Below are 17,898 nucleotides of genomic sequence, written 5' to 3' on the forward strand. Positions count from 1 at the left end.
ATAACTTCCCGATCATGAGTACCCAGGCCGACCATCACTGCGCCCCCGGCGGCTGGCGCGAGGACAACCGCGCCATGTGGGACGAGCGCGTGCCGGTGCACGTCGCCGGTGAGTACTACGACCTCGACGGCTTCCGGACCCACCCGGACGTGCTGCGGGACTTCGAGACGGCCGAGGTCGGCGACGTCACCGGCAGGACGCTGCTCCACCTGCAGTGCCACATCGGGACCGACACCCTCTCCTGGGCCCACCGGGGCGCCGCACGCGTCGTCGGCCTGGACTTCTCCGCCCCGGCCGTGGAGGCCGCCCGCTCCCTCGCCGCCGACCTCGGCCTCGGTCCCGAGCGCGCCGCCTTCGTCACCGGGGACGTGTACGACGCGGCCGACACCGTGCCCGAGCCGTCGTACGACATCGTCTACACCGGGCTCGGCGCGCTGTGCTGGCTGCCCGACATCCGGCGCTGGGCACGCACGGCCGCCTCCCTCGTCGCCCCCGGCGGCTTCCTCTATCTCGCGGAGTTCCACCCGATCACCGAGTCCCTGGACGACGCGACCGGCACCCGGATCGTGCGCGACTACTTCGCCCGCGACGCCCAGGTGTGGGACGAGCCCGGCACCTACGCCGACCTGAGCGCCCCCACGGTGCACAACCGCAGCGTCCAGTGGCAGCACACCCTCGGCGACGTCGTCTCCGCGCTCGCCGCGACCGGGCTGCGCATCGAGTTCCTGCACGAGCACGACGTGTCGCTGTTCCCGCGCTTCGAGAACTTCGAGGTCCGCGACGGCTACCACCGCTTCCCGGCGGACCACCCGCGCATCCCGCTGATCTACTCCCTCAGGGCGAGCAGGGACCACTGAGCGCGAGCCGGGACCACCGAGCGCGAGCCGGGGCCACTGACGCGGGCAAGGGCCGCCCCGCGGGCGGGCGCCCGGGCGCGGCGCCGTACCGTGGAGGGCGTGTACCGGTTTCTGCTGACACCCCGCTGGTGGGGCATCAACCTCTTCGTGCTGCTCGCCATCCCGTTCTGCGTCTTCATGGGGTCCTGGCAGCTGAGCCGGTTCGAGGGGCGCGTGCACGACAGCCGCGCCGCGACGCAGCGGGCCGCGTCCGACCAGCGGGAGGCCGCCCGTCCGCTGAACTCGATGCTGCCCGTCGACAAGGCCACCTCGGGCCGCCGGGTCACCGCGAGCGGGCACTACGGCACCCAGCTGCTGGTGCCCGGCCGGCAGCTGGACGGCAGGAACGGCTTCTACGTCCTCACCCTGCTGCGCACCGACTCCGGCAAGGCGCTGCCGGTGGTACGGGGCTGGCTGCCGGGCAGGGCGGACCCGGCGAAGGCGCCCGCGCCGCCGCGCGGTGAGGTCACCGTCACCGGCGCGCTGCAGGCGTCCGAGACACCCGGGGACAACGGCGTCAGCGCGGCCGGCGGACTGCCGTCCGGGCAGACGGCCGCGATCAGCTCTGCGTCGCTGGTCAACCTGGTGCCGTACAAGCTGTACGACGCGTGGGTGACCCTCGACAGGGCCGACGCGGGGATGAAGGCCGTGCCCGCGACGGCACCGGACGGCACCGGCCTGGACCTCAAGGCCTTCCAGAACCTCGGCTACACCGGGGAGTGGTTCGTCTTCGCCGGCTTCGTGGTGTTCATGTGGTTCCGCCTGGTACGACGGGAGGCCGAGGCCGCGCGGGACGCTGCGCTGGGCCTGGTGCCGGAGGAAACACCGGCGCCGGTGACCAGTAGCTGAGGGCGCCTCTACGCCCCCGCCAGCACCCCGGTGTAGATCACCGTCCCCGCGCACTCCCCCGCCACCGTGGCCGTGGCCGAAGGCGAGCCGCCCTGCGCCATGTGGGTGATCTGTACGCTGCCGTCGGCCGTGCCGTCCTCGGTCATCAGCTGGGTGGTGGTGCCGGCCGACCCCGAGCTGTCGGTCGAACCGCCGGAGGCGGTCGGTGTCGGATCCGGCGTCGCGCCACCGGTGTCCGAGCCGCCGGTGGTGCTGGTGCCGCCGCCGGTGGTCGGGCAGGTCTCGGAGGGTACGAAGGCGAACTTCTCCTCGTAGGCCGCGCTCGGCTGCAGGACCAGCCCGGTCACCTCCAGGGAGGGGTCGGGCAGTCCGGTCGCCGCGTCCCCGGCCACATGCCGGGCGGTGCTGATCTTGGTCTTGTCGGCCGCGCCCAGGGCGGTCGGGGTGATGGTGCCCGCGCCGGCGACGGTGCAGGCGGTGGAGGAGACGTTGACGACGCGGAACGTGCCGTAGACCACGCCCGCGCTGTCGGGGGCGTCGGCGGTGCCGGTGGCCGAGCCCAGCTGGGCCGGCGTACACAGCGGGACGCCGCTCGAGCTGAGGGTGGAGGAGGGGCTGGCTCCGCCGGTGGAGCCGCCGCCGCTGCCGCCGCCGTCCTTGCCCTTCGTCCCGGACTTGTCGGGGCCCTTGCCGGGCTGGACGCTCGTGCTGCCGGAGTCCTTCTTGCCGCCCGTGTCGCCGCCCTTGTCCCTGCCCTGCCCGGTGCCGCCCTGGGCCTGGGAGGACTGGCCGGCCATGGCGGTGTCGGGGTCGGTGCCGCCGGACTGGGTGACGTGCACGAGGGCGGGGATCGCGGTGCCGATGAACAGGGCCGCGGCGGCCATGCCGACGGCGGCCTGCCGCTTGCGGGCCCGCCGCGCGGGGACGGCCCGGCGCAGATGCTCCAGGGTGCCGGTGCGCGGCTCGAGGTCGTCGACGGCGGAGTGCAGCATCCGGCGCAGGGCCTGCTCGCCGGCACCGAGGCCGTCGAGGTCGGCACCGAGGCCGCCGAGGTCGAACCCGTCCGGACCGGCGCCGGGACCCTCACCGCGCCCCTCGGGACCGTTGCCGCGTCCGTCGGGACCCTGGTCGAGGCCCTCGGGGCCCTTCTCGTCGGGGCCGTGGTTCACAGTTCCGTTCCCAGCGTGCGATTGCGTGTGGTCTTGCTCATTGCGCTTCGTCGGCTCGTGCCAGGCGAAGGGCTCGTGACGTTCGTGGGAGTGACGTTCGTCGGAATCGCCCCCTTGGGCGCGCGCACTCATGCCAGTGCCCCCATGGCCACCCGCAGCGCGGCGATGCCCCGCGAGCCGTACGCCTTCACCGACCCCAGCGAGATCCCGAGGCTCTCGGCGACCTGGGCCTCGGTCATGTCCGCGAAGTAGCGCAGGACCAGGACCTCCCGCTGCCGGCGCTGCAGGCTCTTCATCGCCTTGATGAGGTCGCGGCGCTCCAGCTGGTCGTAGGCGCCCTCCTCCGCGCTCGCCATGTCGGGCATGGGCTTGGAGAGCAGTTTCAGGCCGAGGATGCGGCGGCGCAGCGTGGACCGGGAGAGGTTGACGACCGTCTGCCGCAGGTAGGCGAGGGTCTTCTCGGGGTCGCGCACACGCTTGCGGGCCGAGTGCACGCGGATGAAGGCCTCCTGGACCACGTCCTCGCAGGAGGCGGTGTCGTCCAGGAGCAGCGCGGCGAGGCCGAGCAGCGAGCGGTAGTGCGCCCGGTAGGTCTCGGTTAGGTGGTCGACGGTCGTACCGGCAGCCTCGGTCGCCGTGGTCGCCGCGGCCTCGTCGGAGCCGTCACGCTGACTTGGAATGCGGGCGGGCCGCGCTGCGGGCATGGGCGCGATCACCGGCATGCCGCCGGGCGTGCGGGGCCGGAGCGCACGGGGCGGCCGAAGGGCCGCCGCGCCGCGGGCCGCGCTGAGTTCGAGTACCTCTGCCACGCCAGTTGGACACGTCTCCCCCCGCCAGGGTTGTACGTGCCGGGCGTCACATGTGCGACAACCGGCCGAGCCTCAAGTGCCGTCATGCGTCCCGCTCTTCCCCTATGTCCGATATGGGCGGGTGTCCCCACACCCGAGCACGGCGTCCCCACGCCCGAAGAGTGACCGCAAAGACGCTCCCCGTCCTCCGCGCGGTTGCGGGGACGGGGAGGGAAATCCTCTGTTGCCTTGAGCAATGATTCAAGTGGTACGGACCATGCTCCCGGCCACACTTCTTACATGGATCCTACAAAGGTGTTGCCGTGGCCGGGCCGGGACCACGGTCTCAGCGGCCGGCCCACTCCGCCGCGACGAGCTCCGCGATCTGCGCGGTGTTCAGGGCGGCGCCCTTGCGGAGGTTGTCGCCGCAGACGAAGAGTTCGAGGGCGGTCGGGTCGTCCAGGGCCCGCCGCAGCCGGCCCACCCAGGTCGGGTCGGTGCCCACGACGTCCGCGGGAGTGGGGTACTCCCCGGCGGCCGGATCGTCGCACAGCACCACACCGGGCGCGGTCGCGAGGATCTCCCGGGCCCGGTCGACCGAGACCCCGCCCTGGAAGCGGGCGTGCACGGTCAGGGAGTGGGTGGTGATCACCGGGACGCGTACGCAGGTCACGGCGACCGGGAGCCGCGGCAGCCCCAGGATCTTGCGGGACTCGTCGCGGACCTTCATCTCCTCCGACGACCAGCCGTCCTCCCTGAGCGACCCCGCCCACGGGACGACGTTCAGCACGACCGGCTCCGGGAACGGCCCGGTGTCCTCCCCGACGGCCCGCCGTACGTCACCGGGCTGGGTGCCCAGCTCCGTCCCGGCCACCAGGGACAACTGGGCCCGCAGCGTGTCCACACCGGCCCGCCCGGCCCCGCTCACCGCCTGGTACGACGACACCACCAGCTCGCGCAGCCCGAACTCGGCGTGCAGCGCGCCCAGGGCGACGATCATCGTCAGGGTCGTGCAGTTGGGGTTGGCGACGATCCCGCGCGGCCGGACCCGTACGGCGTGCGGGTTGACCTCGGGCACCACCAGCGGCACCTCGGGGTCCAGCCGGAAGGCGGCGGAGTTGTCGACGACGACCGCGCCGCGCGCGACGGCGATCGGCGCCCACTGCGCGGCGACCTCGTCCGGGACGTCGAACATCGCGACGTCGACCCCGTCGAAGGCCTCCTCGCTCAGGGCCACCACCTCGACCTCCTCCCCGCGCACGGTCAGCTTGCGGCCGACCGAGCGGGGGGAGGCGAGCAGGCGGATCTCGCCCCAGACGTCCGCGCGCTGGGACAGGATCTGGAGCATGACCGCGCCGACGGCCCCGGTCGCTCCCACGACCGCGAGCGTCGGCTTGCCGGTCATCGTCGTACGCCTCCGTACGGAGAGACGGTCACCGGCCGGTGCCGCCGTAGACGACGGCCTCGTCGGTGTCGGAGTCGAGCCCGAAGGCGGTGTGCACGGCGCGCACGGCCTCCGGCACGTCGTCCTTGCGGGTGACGACCGAGATGCGGATCTCGGAGGTCGAGATCAGCTCGATGTTCACGCCCGCGTCGCTCAGCGCCTCGAAGAAGGAGGCGGTGACGCCCGGGTTGGTCTTCATGCCCGCGCCGACCAGCGAGATCTTCCCGATCTGGTCGTCGTAGCGAAGGGAGTCGAAGCCGATGCCCGACCGGCTCTTCTCCAGCGCGTCGATCGCCTTGCGGCCCTCGGTCTTCGGCAGCGTGAAGGAGATGTCCGTCAGGCCCGTGGAGGCGGCGGACACGTTCTGCACGACCATGTCGATGTTGATCTCGGCATCGGCGATGGCCCGGAAGATCGCGGCGGCCTCACCCGGCTTGTCCGGCACGCCGACGACCGTGATCTTGGCCTCGGAGGTGTCGTGCGCGACACCGGAGATGATGGCCTGCTCCACCTTCTTGTCCCCAATCGGCTCACTGCTGACCCAGGTGCCCTGCAGTCCGCTGAAGCTGGACCGGACATGGATCGGGATGTTGTAGCGGCGGGCGTACTCCACACAGCGGTGGAGCAGCACCTTGGAGCCGGAGGCCGCGAGCTCCAGCATGTCCTCGAAGGAGATCCAGTCGATCTTCTTCGCCTTCTTCACCACGCGCGGGTCGGCGGTGAACACGCCGTCGACGTCGGTGTAGATCTCGCAGACCTCGGCGTCGAGCGCGGCGGCGAGCGCCACGGCCGTCGTGTCGGAGCCACCGCGACCGAGCGTGGTGATGTCCTTCTTGTCGGCGCTGACGCCCTGGAAACCGGCGACGATCGCGATGTTGCCCTTGTCGAGCGAGTCCCGGATCCGGCCGGGCGTGACGTCGATGATCCGGGCTTTGTTGTGGACCGAGTCGGTGATGACGCCTGCCTGGCTGCCGGTGAAGGACTGGGCCTCGTGACCCAGGTTTTTGATCGCCATCGCCAGCAGGGCCATGGAGATCCGCTCTCCGGCGGTCAGCAGCATGTCGAATTCGCGCCCGGCAGGCATCGGAGAAACCTGCTCGGCGAGATCGATCAGCTCGTCCGTCGTGTCGCCCATCGCGGAAACGACGACGACAACCTGGTTGCCGTTCTTCTTCGCTTCCACGATCCGCTTGGCGACGCGCTTGATGCCCTCGGCATCGGCTACGGAGGAGCCTCCGTACTTCTGCACGACAAGGCCCACGTGCGCTCCTCGCTCGGTTCGTTTGTGTCGGCTCAGTCTAACGAGCGCCCGAATTCCACCACCGTGCTCCCGCATGGTGAGACATCGGCTGCTCGGTTCCGGAACCTGCCCAGCGTTCGGCGCCGCACGCGGAAAGTGCCCCGGGTCACAGTGGCGGACTGTTAAGTTTCAACCACTATCGGGGGAGCGCCATGACGGAGATGCTGCTGGCCGGGATCGTCCTGCTCGGCGGATGCGTGCAGTGGCTGACCGGTATGGGCTTCGCCCTGGTCGCCGTCCCGGCGCTGGTCCTGCTGCTCGGCCCCGCCGACGGCGTGGTGCTCGCCAACTGCGCCGCCGGCGCCATCAGCGTCGTGGGCCTGGCGGGCGGCTGGCGCCGCGTCCGCCCCGCGGCGATGGTCCCCCTCTGCCTGGCGGCCGCCTGCACGGTCCCGGCGGGCGCCTGGACGACCCGCCAACTCCCACGTCCCGCCCTGCTGTTGGTGATGGGCGCCCTGGTGACGGCGGCAGTCCTCCTGGTCATGCGCGGCGCCCGGATACCGTCCCTGCGGGGCGGCAGAGGAGCGGTGACGGCCGGCGCGCTGGGCGGCTTCATGAACGCGGCGGCGGGCGTCGGCGGCCCACCGGTGTCCCTGTACGCCCTCAACGCGGGCTGGACGGTACGGGAATTCGTCCCCAACGCCCAGTTCTACGGCGTCGCCGTCAACGCGTTCTCCATCGCCGCGAACGGCACGCCCCGCATGACCGGCGCGCAATGGGCGGCCGTCTGCGCCGCGATGACGACCGGCGCGGTGATCGGCCACACCATCGCCGGCCGCATCCCCGAGCACCGGGCCCGCCACCTGGTCCTCCTGCTGGCCCTGGCGGGCGGGGCGACGGCGATGACGAAGGGGCTGTGGGGGGTGTGGCCGGGCTGACGCAGCCCCGAAAGACGTCAAGATCGCGTCAAATCCCCTCGTCAAGCGTGGTGCAGGACCCACGCACGGCGTCACACTGCGCTGCCGGTGTGCTCGCCTGCCGCCGCTTCGGGAGGGACGAGGGATGTACACACTCGCGTCGGCGCGGATGCCGGAGCCGGAGTCGGCGCTGTTCGACCTGGCATGGGGTCTGGGGGCCACGGTCATCGGCTGGGTGGCGCTGATCAATCCGCGCGGCATCCTGGAGTGGATCGAACTGCGGCGGGGCGTGGGCGGGAAGGTGTGGCGGAGTCGCCTGATCGGTGGTGTGTTCGCGGTGATCGGGCCGGTGACACTGATCAAGGGGATCGTTCACCTGACGGCGTCGAAGGGGTGGGAGCGTCCCGCGCTGTTCCACCGGACGTACGGCTTCTCCCCGGCCCTCGCCGCTGTCATGATCGCGGTCATGGTGCTCATCGCGGTTCACGCCTGGCGCACCAACGCCTTCCTCCAGAAGGCCTGGACAGCCGGCGGCCTGCCCCGCGCCTGCGCCGTCCTCGCCACGCTCGCTGCACTGTCCTTCACCACGACGACCGCCTCCGGCTACCTGGCGGCGGGCATGCTGTGCTGGACCCTTGCCGCAGCGGCCGTAGCCGGACTCGTCCTCACCCGGAACCGCGTCTAATCGCCGAACTCCTTGAGCGGCTCCGTGTCCAGGGTGATGTTCACGGGGTCGGGGAGCTTGACGGAGGCGCCGAAGGGCAGCTTCTCCTCGTGCCGGTAGCGGCCGTCCTCGGGCTGGTTGAACACCACGACCGAGCAGTCGTCACGGTCGATGAGGAGGTAGACGGGGATACCGGCGGCGGCGTAGCCGTCGGGCTTCTCGACGCGGTCTCGACGTGCCGTGTCGGAATCCCACGAGGTGATCTCCACGGCCATCAGCACGCCGGTGGCCTCCGACCACTCGCCCTTGCCCTTGAGACTGCCCTTGGGGACGAGTACGCCATCGGCGCGAGCCCGCCCCTTGCGATACGCCTCGGTCTTGAGTCCCCGCTCGGGATGGAGCCGCAGGTCCGGTCGCAGCTGCATGCAGCGTTCCAGGAGCCACATGTAGATCTCGCTGTGATTGCCGTCCGGCATGGGCTTTACGACGACCTTCCCGTTCACGAACTCCAGCCACACGGTCTCCGGGGCATGGCGTTCCAGCTCCTCGAACTCCTCGGCAGTCATCTGCGGCCGGTCCTCGGTCCTGCGGCTCATGGCGTCGCCTCCTCGACTCCATGGTGCCCTGACCGGGGCGTCCTGCACGCTCATACGCCCTCCCACAGCGCCTTGCCTCCGGGCGAGCGCAATCCACCCGCCGCCCGCACCTGGGCCGCCCAACGGTGCACCTCCTCCGCACTGGGGATCGGCCCGGCGAGAAACGTCTCCGGCACGGGCGGGATCGGCTCCCCGTCGGGCGTGTCCAGCCCGAGCTCCACCCGGCAGGCCCGGCACACCCCGCCGACGATCTCCACGGTCCGCTCGTCCTCGTCGCATGTGGCGCAGGCGATCAAGACCCGATCGACGCGACCACGGAGCCGGGTCCTCTTCTGACGCACTTTGGCCTTTTTCGGCGGCATCTGCTTCTCCAGTCGATTGCGGGCGAGTCCGCCCGGGTTGGTCACGGGGTGGGGAAGTCCGGCGGTGAGGGCGCGGGTGATGTCCTCGGGAGTCGAGCCGCGCGCCAGCCACTCGGCGGCGAGGGATTCGAGAGACCGGCAGTCGGATTCGGACAGCGGCATACGGCGGTCTGTTTCACGAACTTCCGCCAGCGTCCGGTACGCCACGGTGCTCTGTGGCCCGTCGTCCGGCGCCTGGACGGCCTCGGCCTCCGGGGGCGTCCGCTCGGCCTCCTCGACGTGGGCCAGTCCGTCGCAGTGGTCGTCGGTGACGATCCTGCCGTTGCGCGACCGCGCGAATTCCCGCCACCACTCCACCGACCTGGGAGTACGCGACCAGTACGTCCGCGTGACCCACCGCATCGAGTTGTCTTCGAGGGTGATGTGCTCCCTGATCCGGTGCAGGTGCCCGGCGCGACTGAGGTGTCCCTGTGCGACGCGCACCGCTTGCTGGCCGTAGACCGGGTGCACAGCGGCGATCGCCTTGTAACCCGCCGCATGGCCGTCCTGGAGACGGTCCATGAAGATGGCGAGGTCGCGTTCACGTCCACTCAGGTGTGCGAAGTCCGCGTCCGCGTGCGGGTCTTCGTCACCGGCGGAGCGTTTGCCGTAACCCGTTTTGGCCATGGGGTGGGACGGGGACGGCAGGGCGGGGCTAGGGTAGGCGTAAGCCACCATCGAAGGTTCCGTTCGATGAGTAGGTCCAGGCCCCGGAGCCGGTGTTGGCGCACCGACCGGGGCCGATCTATTGCCGCGAAACTAGAGGCGCTTTACGTTCCGGCGCAAGCTGATCACGGAACGTCACTCTTTCGGGCTAGACCCACCCAACTCACCTACAGACTTGGTTGGTTGGGAGGTTCAACCAAGCCCAAAACCCAGGGGAAGGGCTCGAGGCCCGAGGCTCAAGCCCCGGGCTGGAGTGCGGCGATGAACGCCGACCAGGCGGGGGCGGGGAGGTGGAGTTCGGGGCCGGTGGGGGCCGTCTTGGAGTCGCGGATGTGGATGGTCGTGGGGGTGGGGGCGACCTCGACGCAGGCGGCTCCTTCGGAGTCGCTGTAACTCGACTTGAACCACTTCAGCTGGTCAGCCATGGCGCTCCATCATCCGTTCGAGAAACCGGGTCGATTCAGCAGGACTGAGGGCCTGGGCACGAAGCATGCTAAGCCGCTCGGTCACCCGCCGAACAACGTCAGGATCCGCCGACAGGTCACTGATGAACTGACTTTCCGTGTAGGCGAACCGTTCATGGCTGACGGTCTCCAGCAAGATCATGGGCCCCATTCCCGCGATGGAGACGGCTCGTTCGAACGGCAGCACCTGCAACACGACGTTTCTCAGCTCCGACATCGCCAGCAGGTGACGGAGCTGTGCGTCGTCCACCAAGGGGAGGCGTAGAGCAGCCTCGTAGAGGGTGAAGGCAAAGGCAACTGGTGGCGTGCGATCCAGGATGGCCTGCCGTTCCATCCTGCCCGTGATCCGCTGCTCCACCGTCGCCTCGTCCAAGGGCGGAACATGGCTCTCGATCAGGCTCCGCATGTACGCGTTCGTCTGCAACAGCCCGGGGATCAGGCCGGCCTCGTACGACCAGAAACTGATCGCCTCTTTCTCCCGCTCCATGAAGTCCTGCGCCCGTTTCGGGAACTTCTCGCGCTGCAAGTAGTCCTTCGCCGCACTCAGCATCCCCTCCGCCCCGCACATCTCGTCCGCCACGTCCAGGACTCGGGGCGTCGGCATCCGCACCCCCTGTTCCATCGCCTTGATGGTGTCCGTGGAGTAGTTGGAGGCGGCGGCCAGTTGCTCGCGGCTGACGTTGGCCTTGCTGCGCCAGCGTTTCATCTGGTTACCGCTGAAGCGCCACATCGGCGGCGACTGGGACACCGTACGCACCTCCGACGGGTACAGCTCGGCGTGTAGCACCTGGGTCACTACCGAGGGTAGCCGCGCCGGCGCCACTGTGTGACCATGACGAACGGAATTCACCGGCCCGCCTGGGTCCCCGCCCGTGGGCACCGACTCCGCGTGGCCGGTGTGCACTTCGACGCCGTGCGGATCGAGGGGAGACGGGGCGAGGCCGTCGCCGACTGGCTGATCGAGCGCGGGGACGGGGACGCCGGGCCCATCGTGTGCGCGGGCGGCAGCGGGACGCGGTGGGTGTACTTCCTGCTGGCGCCCGGGGTCGTACACCGCTACGACTGGCCGCTCGGCGTCCAGCACTTCGGGCGGCGCATCGACCGGACGACCGTCACGTACGTCGGTGTTCCCGCGCTGGAGGGCGAGACCTGGCCGTTGCGCTGGTACAGCGAGCCGACGCCGACCGCGCCGTACGTCGACGCGGAGGCGCTGCTCGGGGTCACTTCGCCGGGCGCATCCCCAGCGGGCCGCCGATCTCCTGGGCCATGACGCGGCCCGCCTCGAACTCCAGGGTCTCGTCGCCCATGTCGGACTGGTCGGTGTCGAGGCCGTCCAGTTCTTCCAGGGGCTGGTTGAGACGGACGTGGATGAGGACCGACTGCAGGGCGCGCAGGACGGCGGAGGCCGTGGGGCCCCAGTTGGAGAAGTAGGAGAACTGCCACCACCACAGGGCCTCCGTGGTGCGGCCCGCGCGGTAGTGGGCCATGCCGTGGCGCAGGTCGGTGATGACGTCGGCGAGGTCGTCGGAGATCCGGGCCGGCACCGGCGCCTTGCGGGGCTCGTACGGGTCGAAGACCTCGGAGTAGACGTCGACCGGCTCCAGGAGACGGGCGAGGTTCTCGCGGAGGCCGTCCACGTCCGGGTCCGGGCCCGTGTCCGGCTCGTAGCGCTCGTCGGGCACGATGTCCTCGTGGGCGCCCAGGCGGCCGCCGGCCAGCAGGAGCTGGGAGACCTCCAGGAGGAGGAAGGGGACGGTCGAGCCGGGCTCGTCGCCCCTCGCCACCTCCGTGACGGCCACCAGGAAGCTCTCGATCTGGTCCGCGATCTGGACCGCGAAATCGTCCGGGTTGTGACCGGTCGCGTGCAGTGTGGCGTCAGACATCTAGGAGTCGTCTCCCCTCGAAGGCGCGGCCGAGGGTGACCTCGTCCGCGTATTCCAGGTCGCCACCCACCGGGAGGCCGCTGGCCAGGCGGGTGACCTTCAGGCCCATGGGTTTGATCATGCGGGCGAGGTAGGTGGCCGTGGCCTCGCCCTCCAGGTTGGGGTCCGTCGCCAGGATCAGCTCCGTGACCGTCCCGTCGGCCAACCGCGCGAGAAGTTCTCGTATACGCAGGTCGTCGGGACCGACGCCCTCGATCGGGCTGATGGCGCCGCCGAGGACGTGGTAGCGGCCCCTGAACTCACGGGTGCGCTCGATGGCGACCACGTCCTTGGGTTCCTCGACCACGCAGATGACCGAGGGGTCGCGGCGCGGGTCACGGCAGATGTTGCACAGCTCCTCCTGCGCCACATTGCCGCAGGTCGCGCAGAAGCGGACCTTCGCCTTGACCTCCAGGAGCGCATGCGCGAGCCGCTTCACGTCCGTCGGCTCCGCCTGCAGGATGTGGAAGGCGATCCGCTGCGCGCTCTTGGGACCGACGCCGGGCAACCGCCCCAGCTCGTCGATGAGGTCCTGGACCACGCCTTCGTACACCGGACTGCCCTTCCTTAAGACCTTTCGGTACGTACCGTAGTTGGCCCGGCCTCAGAACGGCAGACCGGGGATGCCCGTGCCGCCGCCGAGCCCCTGGGCCAGCGGGCCGAGCTTCTGCTGCTGCAGCGTCTGGGCGTTCTCGTTGGCCGCCTGTACGGCCGCCACGATCAGGTCGGCGAGGGTCTCGGTGTCCTCCGGGTCGACCGCCTTCGGGTCGATCTTCAGCGCGCGCAGCTCGCCGGCGCCGGTCACGGTGGCCCTCACCAGGCCTCCGCCCGCCTGCCCGTCGACCTCCGTGTTCGCCAGTTCCTCCTGGGCCCGCTGGAGATCCTGCTGCATCTTCTGGGCCTGCTGGAGCAACTGCTGCATGTTGGGCTGGCCACCACCGGGGATCACGATCAGCTCCTCTGCGTTCTTCTTCTTGAGCATGAGCCTACGTGGTCCACGCGCGCGTCGCCCCGCCACTCTTTCGAGTGAGAAGTACGGCAGGCCTATACCTGATCAAGGCCCTCTTCCGGGCGGAAAAGTCGGGAAAGCTCCTTCTTCGCCACCCATTGGGCGGTAGGAAGGGTGCCGCGCGTCGGCATGGAATCGGCATGGAATCCGCATGGGGTGTCACGCAAAGTGACCGGTCGTGATCAGGTGTCAGCAGGGATCAGTAGGGAGTGCCGGGTGGGTCAGCCGGAGATGCAGCCCGAGGGTCCGCCTCAGGACGGGCGGGGCGAGGGTGCGGCCGGGCTGCGGCCGGGCGATCTGACCGGGCGGGCCTTCCCGCTCGGCGACTGGGGCGAGCCGGCCCAACGGCTCGACGAGCTGTACCGGTGGGTGGAGCACGGCGCACTGCAGACGGCGTCCTGGTATCTGCGGGACCGGGTGTGGAAGCGGCGTGCCGCCCGGATCCTGCGCTCGGGCGCGGCGGCGGGGGTGGCGGCCGGGGCGGCGCTGCCCCTGCTGGACCTCACCGGTGCGGCCCACGGGGTCGCGCCCTGGGGCTGTCTCGCGCTGCTGCTCGCCGTCGGCTGCGTCGGCGTCGACCGGTTCTTCGGCGTGACGTCCGGCTGGATGAGGGACGTGGCCACCGCGCAGGCGGTACAGCGGCGGCTGCAGGCGTTGCAGTTCGACTGGGCGTCCGAGAGCATCCGGGAGGTGCTGGGCCCGGCGGAGGGCACGGCCGGCGAGGCGGCGGAGCGGTGCCTGGGGGTGCTGCGGCGCTGCGCGGAGGACGTCACGGAACTGGTGCGCGTGGAGACGACGCACTGGATGGTCGAGTTCCGCACGGGTTCCGCCCCCCTGGGCATGCAGGCGGCGGTGGCCGGCTACGCGCCACGCCAGGAGCCCGGCGCCGCGACAGCCCGCTACCCGCTCCCGCCCGCCAACGGAACCCGCCCGAACATGCCCCGGCAGCGACCGCCCGAGCCGCGCTAGGCACCGAAGGGGTTTCGCTCACCGGCGCCGGTGCCGGCAGGGGGGCCGCCGAGCCTACTGTTTGGTGTACGTCAGGCTCTCCCCGCCGCCCGCCTTCGCCCGCCTCAGCCGGCCGTCCGGCAGCAGGGTGACCTCGGTGGCCTCGCCCGGGGTGCAGGAGGAGGCGGGATCACCACTGGTGACGGTGGACGGCCCGATCTCCAACGGCCCGTCGGCACCGGGCTGTTCGGCGAGCTTGGCGTCGAAGACACAGTGGTACGTGCCACCGCCGTCCGTCGGTCCGTCCGCGACCAGCGTCAGCACACTCTGCCCCACCTCGCCCTGCCGGATGGTCAGTTGGCGGGTGTTGGTCCCGTTGGCGTTGTCGATGGTCGTCTCCCAGGTCCCCAGGTAGCCGGCCGGAATCGCCCCGTCCGAGGAGGCGGAGGCGGAGTCGGAGGCGGACGGCGTCGGCCCCGCCGTGCTGGGCGCCCCCGAGGTGCCGGAGCCGCTGACGGTGGGCGCCGGACTGACGGTCCCGCCGCCCTTGTTGTCGCCCCCGCCGCCGTTCCTCATCAACGCGTACACCGAGCCGCCCGCGCCCAGCGCCACCACCAGCGCGATCACGACGAGCAGCGCGGTCGACCGCCCGCTGCGCCGCTCCGGTTCCCGCGCCCCACCGACAGGCGGCGGCCCGTACGGCGGCGTGGACCCGATCCCGCCGCCATAGGCGTGGTACGGCTGCTGGGCCCCGCCCCACGCCCCGGCCCCGCCCTGCTGTGGATAGCCATAGGCGCCGCCCGACTGCGCGTACGGCTGAGGCTGAGGATGCTGCTGCGCATACCCGTACGCCCCCGGCGCGCCGCCGAACCCCGGCGGCACCGGCGGCGCCCCCGGCGGCGGAGTCTGCCCCGCGACAACGGTCGGCAGATGATTCACCCCACCCCCGGCCCCCGGCCCGCTCCCCTCATCGGCAACGGCACCATGCTCGGCCGCCACGACACCGTCCCCACCACCGGCACCCGGGGCACCCCCACGGGCACCACCCACACCCGCAACCGGCGCGGCACCCCCACCGCCACCACCCGCGGCCGCCGACGGCGAATCCGCCCCACCAGGGCCACCCGCACCCGACGACGATGCCTGCACGGGTGGTGCGGGTGGGAACCCGGACCCGGCCGAAGGCCGGGTGCCCCCCGACGTACCCGCACTTGCACCCGCACCCGCACCCGCACCAGAACTCGCACCCGCAGACGAAGACGAAACGGACCCGTCCCCCTCCGGATCCTCGACCTCCAGCAACTGCACGGCATGACGCCCGAGTTGCGCGACCAGCGCCCCCGGCAGCCAGGGATCCCGAGACCGCCCCCCGGCCACGGTGTCCTCCGCCCCCGTCCGCTCCAGAATCGCGTCCAGCGAAGGCCGGCCCCCCGGCTCCTTGCGCAAGCACTCCCGCACCAGGTCGGCGATCCCCTCCGGCACCCCCGACAGATCCGGCTCCTCCTGAGCGATCCGGAACATCAGCGCGTGCACCCCACTGTTGGCGGTCCCGAACGGCAGCGCCCCCGTCGCCGCGTACGCCAGCACCGACCCGAGGCAGAAGACGTCGCACGCGGGCGTGATCCGGTCCCCCCGCACCTGCTCGGGCGCCATGAACCCAGGCGACCCGACCAGCGACCCCGTCCGGGTGAGCCCCTCGCCGCCCAGCGAGGTCGTCTCCAGCGCCCGCGCGATCCCGAAGTCGATGACACGCGGACCGTCGATGGTGACCAGCACGTTCGACGGCTTCAGGTCCCGGTGCACGATCCCCGCCGCGTGGATGTCCTTCAGCGCGTGCGCGAGCCCCGCCGCGAGGATCCGTACCGACCGCTCGGGCAGCGCCCCGTGGTCGTGGCCGACCACCTGCTGCAGGCTGGGCCCGGCGACGTACCCGGTGGCGACCCATGGCACCGCCGCCTCGGTGTCCGCGTCCAGCACGGGCGCGGTCCAGTACCCGCCGACCCGCCGCGCGGCCTGCACCTCCTGCCGGAACCGCGCCCGGAACTCCTCCTGCTCGGCGAGCTCCTCGCGGACCAGTTTCACGGCGACGGTACGGCCCCGGTCCGACCGGGCCAGATACACGTGCCCCATGCCGCCCGCGCCCAGCCGCGCCAGCAGCCGGTAGCCCCCGATACGCTGCGGATCCCCCGCCCCCAGCTTGTCCATGGCCGCCCCGCCCTCCCCCTGCACACACCCCTGGACACACATCGCATACGTGTGCAACAGACCGAGAATAGTCCGGCCCCTGAAGGAGTCGCGCGGCCCGCCGCCTACGGTTCCGTAACAGGCATACCCAGCTCGTCCACGACTGCTGGGAGTGTCGACAACCTGTCGCAGAAACCCCTCGTCCACGGAACAAGACGCCGATGTCGCTTCCGCATCGCGGACATTTACCCTCACCCGCATGACCCCTCAGCCCAACCCCGACGCCGGCGCCGCAGTCAAGGCCGCGGACCGCGCGCACGTCTTCCACTCCTGGTCCGCCCAGGACCTCATCGACCCGCTCGCCGTCGCCGGCGCCGAGGGGTCGTACTTCTGGGACTACGACGGCAAGCGGTACCTGGACTTCACCAGCGGGCTCGTCTACACGAACATCGGCTACCAGCACCCGAAGGTCGTCGCGGCCATCCAGGAGCAGGCGGCGAAGATGACGACCTTCGCGCCCGCCTTCGCGATCGAGGCGCGCTCGGAGGCGGCCCGGCTGATCGCCGAGCGCACCCCCGGCGACCTGGACAAGATCTTCTTCACCAACGGCGGCGCCGACGCCGTCGAGCACGCGGTGCGCATGGCCCGGCTGCACACGGGCCGCCCCAAGGTGCTCTCGGCCTACCGCTCGTACCACGGCGGCACCCAGCAGGCGGTCAACATCACCGGCGACCCGCGCCGCTGGGCGAGCGACAGCGGCACGCAGGGAGTCGTCCACTTCTGGGCGCCCTTCCTCTACCGCTCCCGCTTCTACGCCGAGAACGAGGAGCAGGAGACCGCGCGCGCCCTGGAGCACCTGGAGACGACGATCGCCTTCGAGGGGCCGGGGACCGTCGCCGCGATCGTCCTGGAGACCATCCCCGGCACGGCCGGAATCATGGTGCCGCCGCCCGGCTACCTGACCGGGGTCCGCGAGATCTGCGACCGCCACGGCATCGTCTTCGTCCTGGACGAGGTCATGGCAGGCTTCGGGCGCACGGGTGAGTGGTTCGCCGCCGATCTCTTCGGTGTCGTACCCGACCTGATGACCTTCGCCAAGGGTGTGAACTCGGGTTACGTGCCGCTCGGCGGTGTCGCCATCTCCCAGGAGATCGCCGCGACCTTCGGCAAGCGCCCCTACCCCGGCGGTCTGACCTACTCCGGGCACCCGCTGGCCTGCGCCGCCGCCGTCGCCACGATCAACGTGATGGCGGAGGAGGGCGTGGTGGAGAACGCGAAGCGCCTCGGCGAGACCGTCCTCGCCCCGGCCCTCGCCGACCTGGCCCAGCGCCACCCAAGCGTCGGCGAGGTGCGCGGCGTCGGCATGTTCTGGGCACTGGACCTCGTGAAGAACCGCGAGACCCGCGAGCCGCTGGTGCCGTACAACGCGGCGGGCGAGGCGAACGCCCCGATGGCCGCGTTCGCGGCCGCCGCCAAGCAGCACGGCGTCTGGCCCTTCGTGAACATGAACCGCACCCACGTGGTCCCGCCGTGCAATGTCACCGAGGCCGAGCTCAAGGAGGGCCTCGCCGCCCTCGACGCCGCTCTGAGCGTGGCCGACGAGCACACGGCGTAGCGGTACGACGGCTGCCGCCGGGGCGATCCGAACGCGTAAGGTGGCGTGCTCGTACAGGTAGATACTCGCGTAGACGCCGCCCGGCGACAGCGAGTAACGAGTACGTACGAGTACGTCACCGGACAC

Annotated in this window: 19 protein-coding genes; 7 read left to right on the plus strand and 12 right to left on the minus strand. The window is 71.1% G+C overall.

All coding sequences use genetic code 11. The features are described from left to right. The first annotated feature begins 14 nt into the window (after positions 1-14). Positions 15-857, plus strand: a complete 843-nt coding sequence (locus tag FB563_RS12940; RefSeq protein ID WP_234357577.1) for a class I SAM-dependent methyltransferase — start codon at positions 15-17, stop codon at positions 855-857. Positions 858-956: 99 nt separating this feature from the next. Next, positions 957-1,745 (plus strand): SURF1 family protein, encoded by a 789-nt coding sequence (locus tag FB563_RS12945; protein ID WP_199832714.1) that lies wholly within the window; start codon positions 957-959, stop codon positions 1,743-1,745. 8 nt (positions 1,746-1,753) lie between these two features. On the opposite strand, the gene FB563_RS12950 is transcribed toward FB563_RS12945, so the two are convergent. The 4 genes from FB563_RS12950 to FB563_RS12965 all read right to left on the minus strand — a co-directional run bounded on the left by FB563_RS12950 (position 1,754) and on the right by FB563_RS12965 (position 6,407). Next, positions 1,754-2,914: a hypothetical protein gene (locus tag FB563_RS12950; RefSeq protein ID WP_079048537.1), complete on the minus strand. Its 1,161-nt coding sequence runs from the start codon at positions 2,912-2,914 to the stop codon at positions 1,754-1,756. A 128-nt stretch (positions 2,915-3,042) separates the two neighbouring features. After that, complete coding sequence (locus FB563_RS12955; protein ID WP_142218657.1) at positions 3,043-3,723, minus strand: SigE family RNA polymerase sigma factor; 681 nt, start codon at positions 3,721-3,723, stop codon at positions 3,043-3,045. A 325-nt stretch (positions 3,724-4,048) separates the two neighbouring features. Next, positions 4,049-5,107 (minus strand): aspartate-semialdehyde dehydrogenase, encoded by a 1,059-nt coding sequence (locus FB563_RS12960; RefSeq protein WP_055704145.1) that lies wholly within the window; start codon positions 5,105-5,107, stop codon positions 4,049-4,051. 28 nt (positions 5,108-5,135) lie between these two features. Continuing rightward, entirely contained in the window at positions 5,136-6,407 is a 1,272-nt protein-coding gene (locus FB563_RS12965; protein ID WP_055704146.1) for an aspartate kinase, read from the minus strand. A 191-nt stretch (positions 6,408-6,598) separates the two neighbouring features. On the opposite strand from FB563_RS12965, the gene FB563_RS12970 reads away from it, so the two are divergent. Then, on the plus strand, positions 6,599-7,324 hold the full coding sequence (locus FB563_RS12970; RefSeq protein WP_107100508.1) for a sulfite exporter TauE/SafE family protein: 726 nt from the start codon (positions 6,599-6,601) through the stop codon (positions 7,322-7,324). A 124-nt stretch (positions 7,325-7,448) separates the two neighbouring features. Then, a complete protein-coding gene (locus FB563_RS12975; protein WP_055704147.1) occupies positions 7,449-7,988 on the plus strand; it encodes a hypothetical protein in 540 nt (179 codons plus the stop codon). Here FB563_RS12975 and FB563_RS12980 read toward each other — a convergent pair. The 4 genes from FB563_RS12980 to FB563_RS12995 all read right to left on the minus strand — a co-directional run bounded on the left by FB563_RS12980 (position 7,985) and on the right by FB563_RS12995 (position 10,842). Next, a complete protein-coding gene (locus tag FB563_RS12980; protein WP_055704148.1) occupies positions 7,985-8,563 on the minus strand; it encodes a Uma2 family endonuclease in 579 nt (192 codons plus the stop codon). The genes FB563_RS12975 and FB563_RS12980 overlap by 4 nt on opposite strands. 50 nt (positions 8,564-8,613) lie before the next feature. Beyond that, on the minus strand, positions 8,614-9,591 hold the full coding sequence (locus FB563_RS12985; protein WP_234357578.1) for a hypothetical protein: 978 nt from the start codon (positions 9,589-9,591) through the stop codon (positions 8,614-8,616). A 275-nt stretch (positions 9,592-9,866) separates the two neighbouring features. Then, the gene (locus FB563_RS12990) at positions 9,867-10,055 is read right to left on the minus strand and encodes a DUF397 domain-containing protein (RefSeq protein WP_142218658.1); all 189 of its coding nucleotides are present in this window, start codon (positions 10,053-10,055) and stop codon (positions 9,867-9,869) included. After that, positions 10,048-10,842 (minus strand): helix-turn-helix domain-containing protein, encoded by a 795-nt coding sequence (locus tag FB563_RS12995; RefSeq protein WP_324615832.1) that lies wholly within the window; start codon positions 10,840-10,842, stop codon positions 10,048-10,050. The genes FB563_RS12990 and FB563_RS12995 overlap by 8 nt, the downstream gene beginning before the upstream one ends. 84 nt (positions 10,843-10,926) lie before the next feature. Between FB563_RS12995 and FB563_RS13000 the strand changes: the two genes are divergently transcribed. Beyond that, positions 10,927-11,364 carry a hypothetical protein gene (locus FB563_RS13000; RefSeq protein ID WP_234357707.1) on the plus strand — a complete coding sequence of 146 codons (438 nt, stop codon included), beginning with the start codon at positions 10,927-10,929 and terminating at the stop codon, positions 11,362-11,364. On the opposite strand, the gene FB563_RS13005 is transcribed toward FB563_RS13000, so the two are convergent. From FB563_RS13005 to FB563_RS13015, 3 genes are read right to left on the minus strand one after another with little or no spacing between them, the layout of a single operon-like run. Further along, positions 11,315-11,977, minus strand: a complete 663-nt coding sequence (locus tag FB563_RS13005) for a DUF5063 domain-containing protein (RefSeq protein WP_055705746.1) — start codon at positions 11,975-11,977, stop codon at positions 11,315-11,317. The two genes, FB563_RS13000 and FB563_RS13005, sit on opposite strands and share 50 nt — an antisense overlap. Continuing rightward, positions 11,970-12,569, minus strand: coding sequence for a recombination mediator RecR (gene recR, locus FB563_RS13010; RefSeq protein ID WP_055705747.1), 600 nt, complete (start codon positions 12,567-12,569; stop codon positions 11,970-11,972). The genes FB563_RS13005 and recR overlap by 8 nt, the downstream gene beginning before the upstream one ends. Positions 12,570-12,620: 51 nt before the next feature. Continuing rightward, positions 12,621-12,965 (minus strand): YbaB/EbfC family nucleoid-associated protein, encoded by a 345-nt coding sequence (locus FB563_RS13015; protein ID WP_055705749.1) that lies wholly within the window; start codon positions 12,963-12,965, stop codon positions 12,621-12,623. 276 nt (positions 12,966-13,241) lie between these two features. On the opposite strand from FB563_RS13015, the gene FB563_RS13020 reads away from it, so the two are divergent. Next, positions 13,242-13,994, plus strand: a complete 753-nt coding sequence (locus FB563_RS13020) for an SLATT domain-containing protein (protein WP_142218659.1) — start codon at positions 13,242-13,244, stop codon at positions 13,992-13,994. Positions 13,995-14,048: 54 nt separating this feature from the next. Here the strand turns inward: FB563_RS13020 and FB563_RS13025 are convergent, their stop codons facing one another. Continuing rightward, a complete protein-coding gene (locus tag FB563_RS13025) occupies positions 14,049-16,178 on the minus strand; it encodes a serine/threonine-protein kinase (RefSeq protein ID WP_142218660.1) in 2,130 nt (709 codons plus the stop codon). Positions 16,179-16,416: 238 nt separating this feature from the next. Here FB563_RS13025 and FB563_RS13030 point away from each other — a divergent pair, with 238 nt between their 5' ends. Then, positions 16,417-17,772, plus strand: coding sequence for an aspartate aminotransferase family protein (locus FB563_RS13030; protein WP_055707540.1), 1,356 nt, complete (start codon positions 16,417-16,419; stop codon positions 17,770-17,772). The last annotated feature ends 126 nt before the right edge of the window (positions 17,773-17,898 follow it).

The sequence above is a fragment of the Streptomyces puniciscabiei genome (assembly GCF_006715785.1).
Taxonomy (GTDB): Bacteria; Actinomycetota; Actinomycetes; order Streptomycetales; family Streptomycetaceae; genus Streptomyces; species Streptomyces puniciscabiei.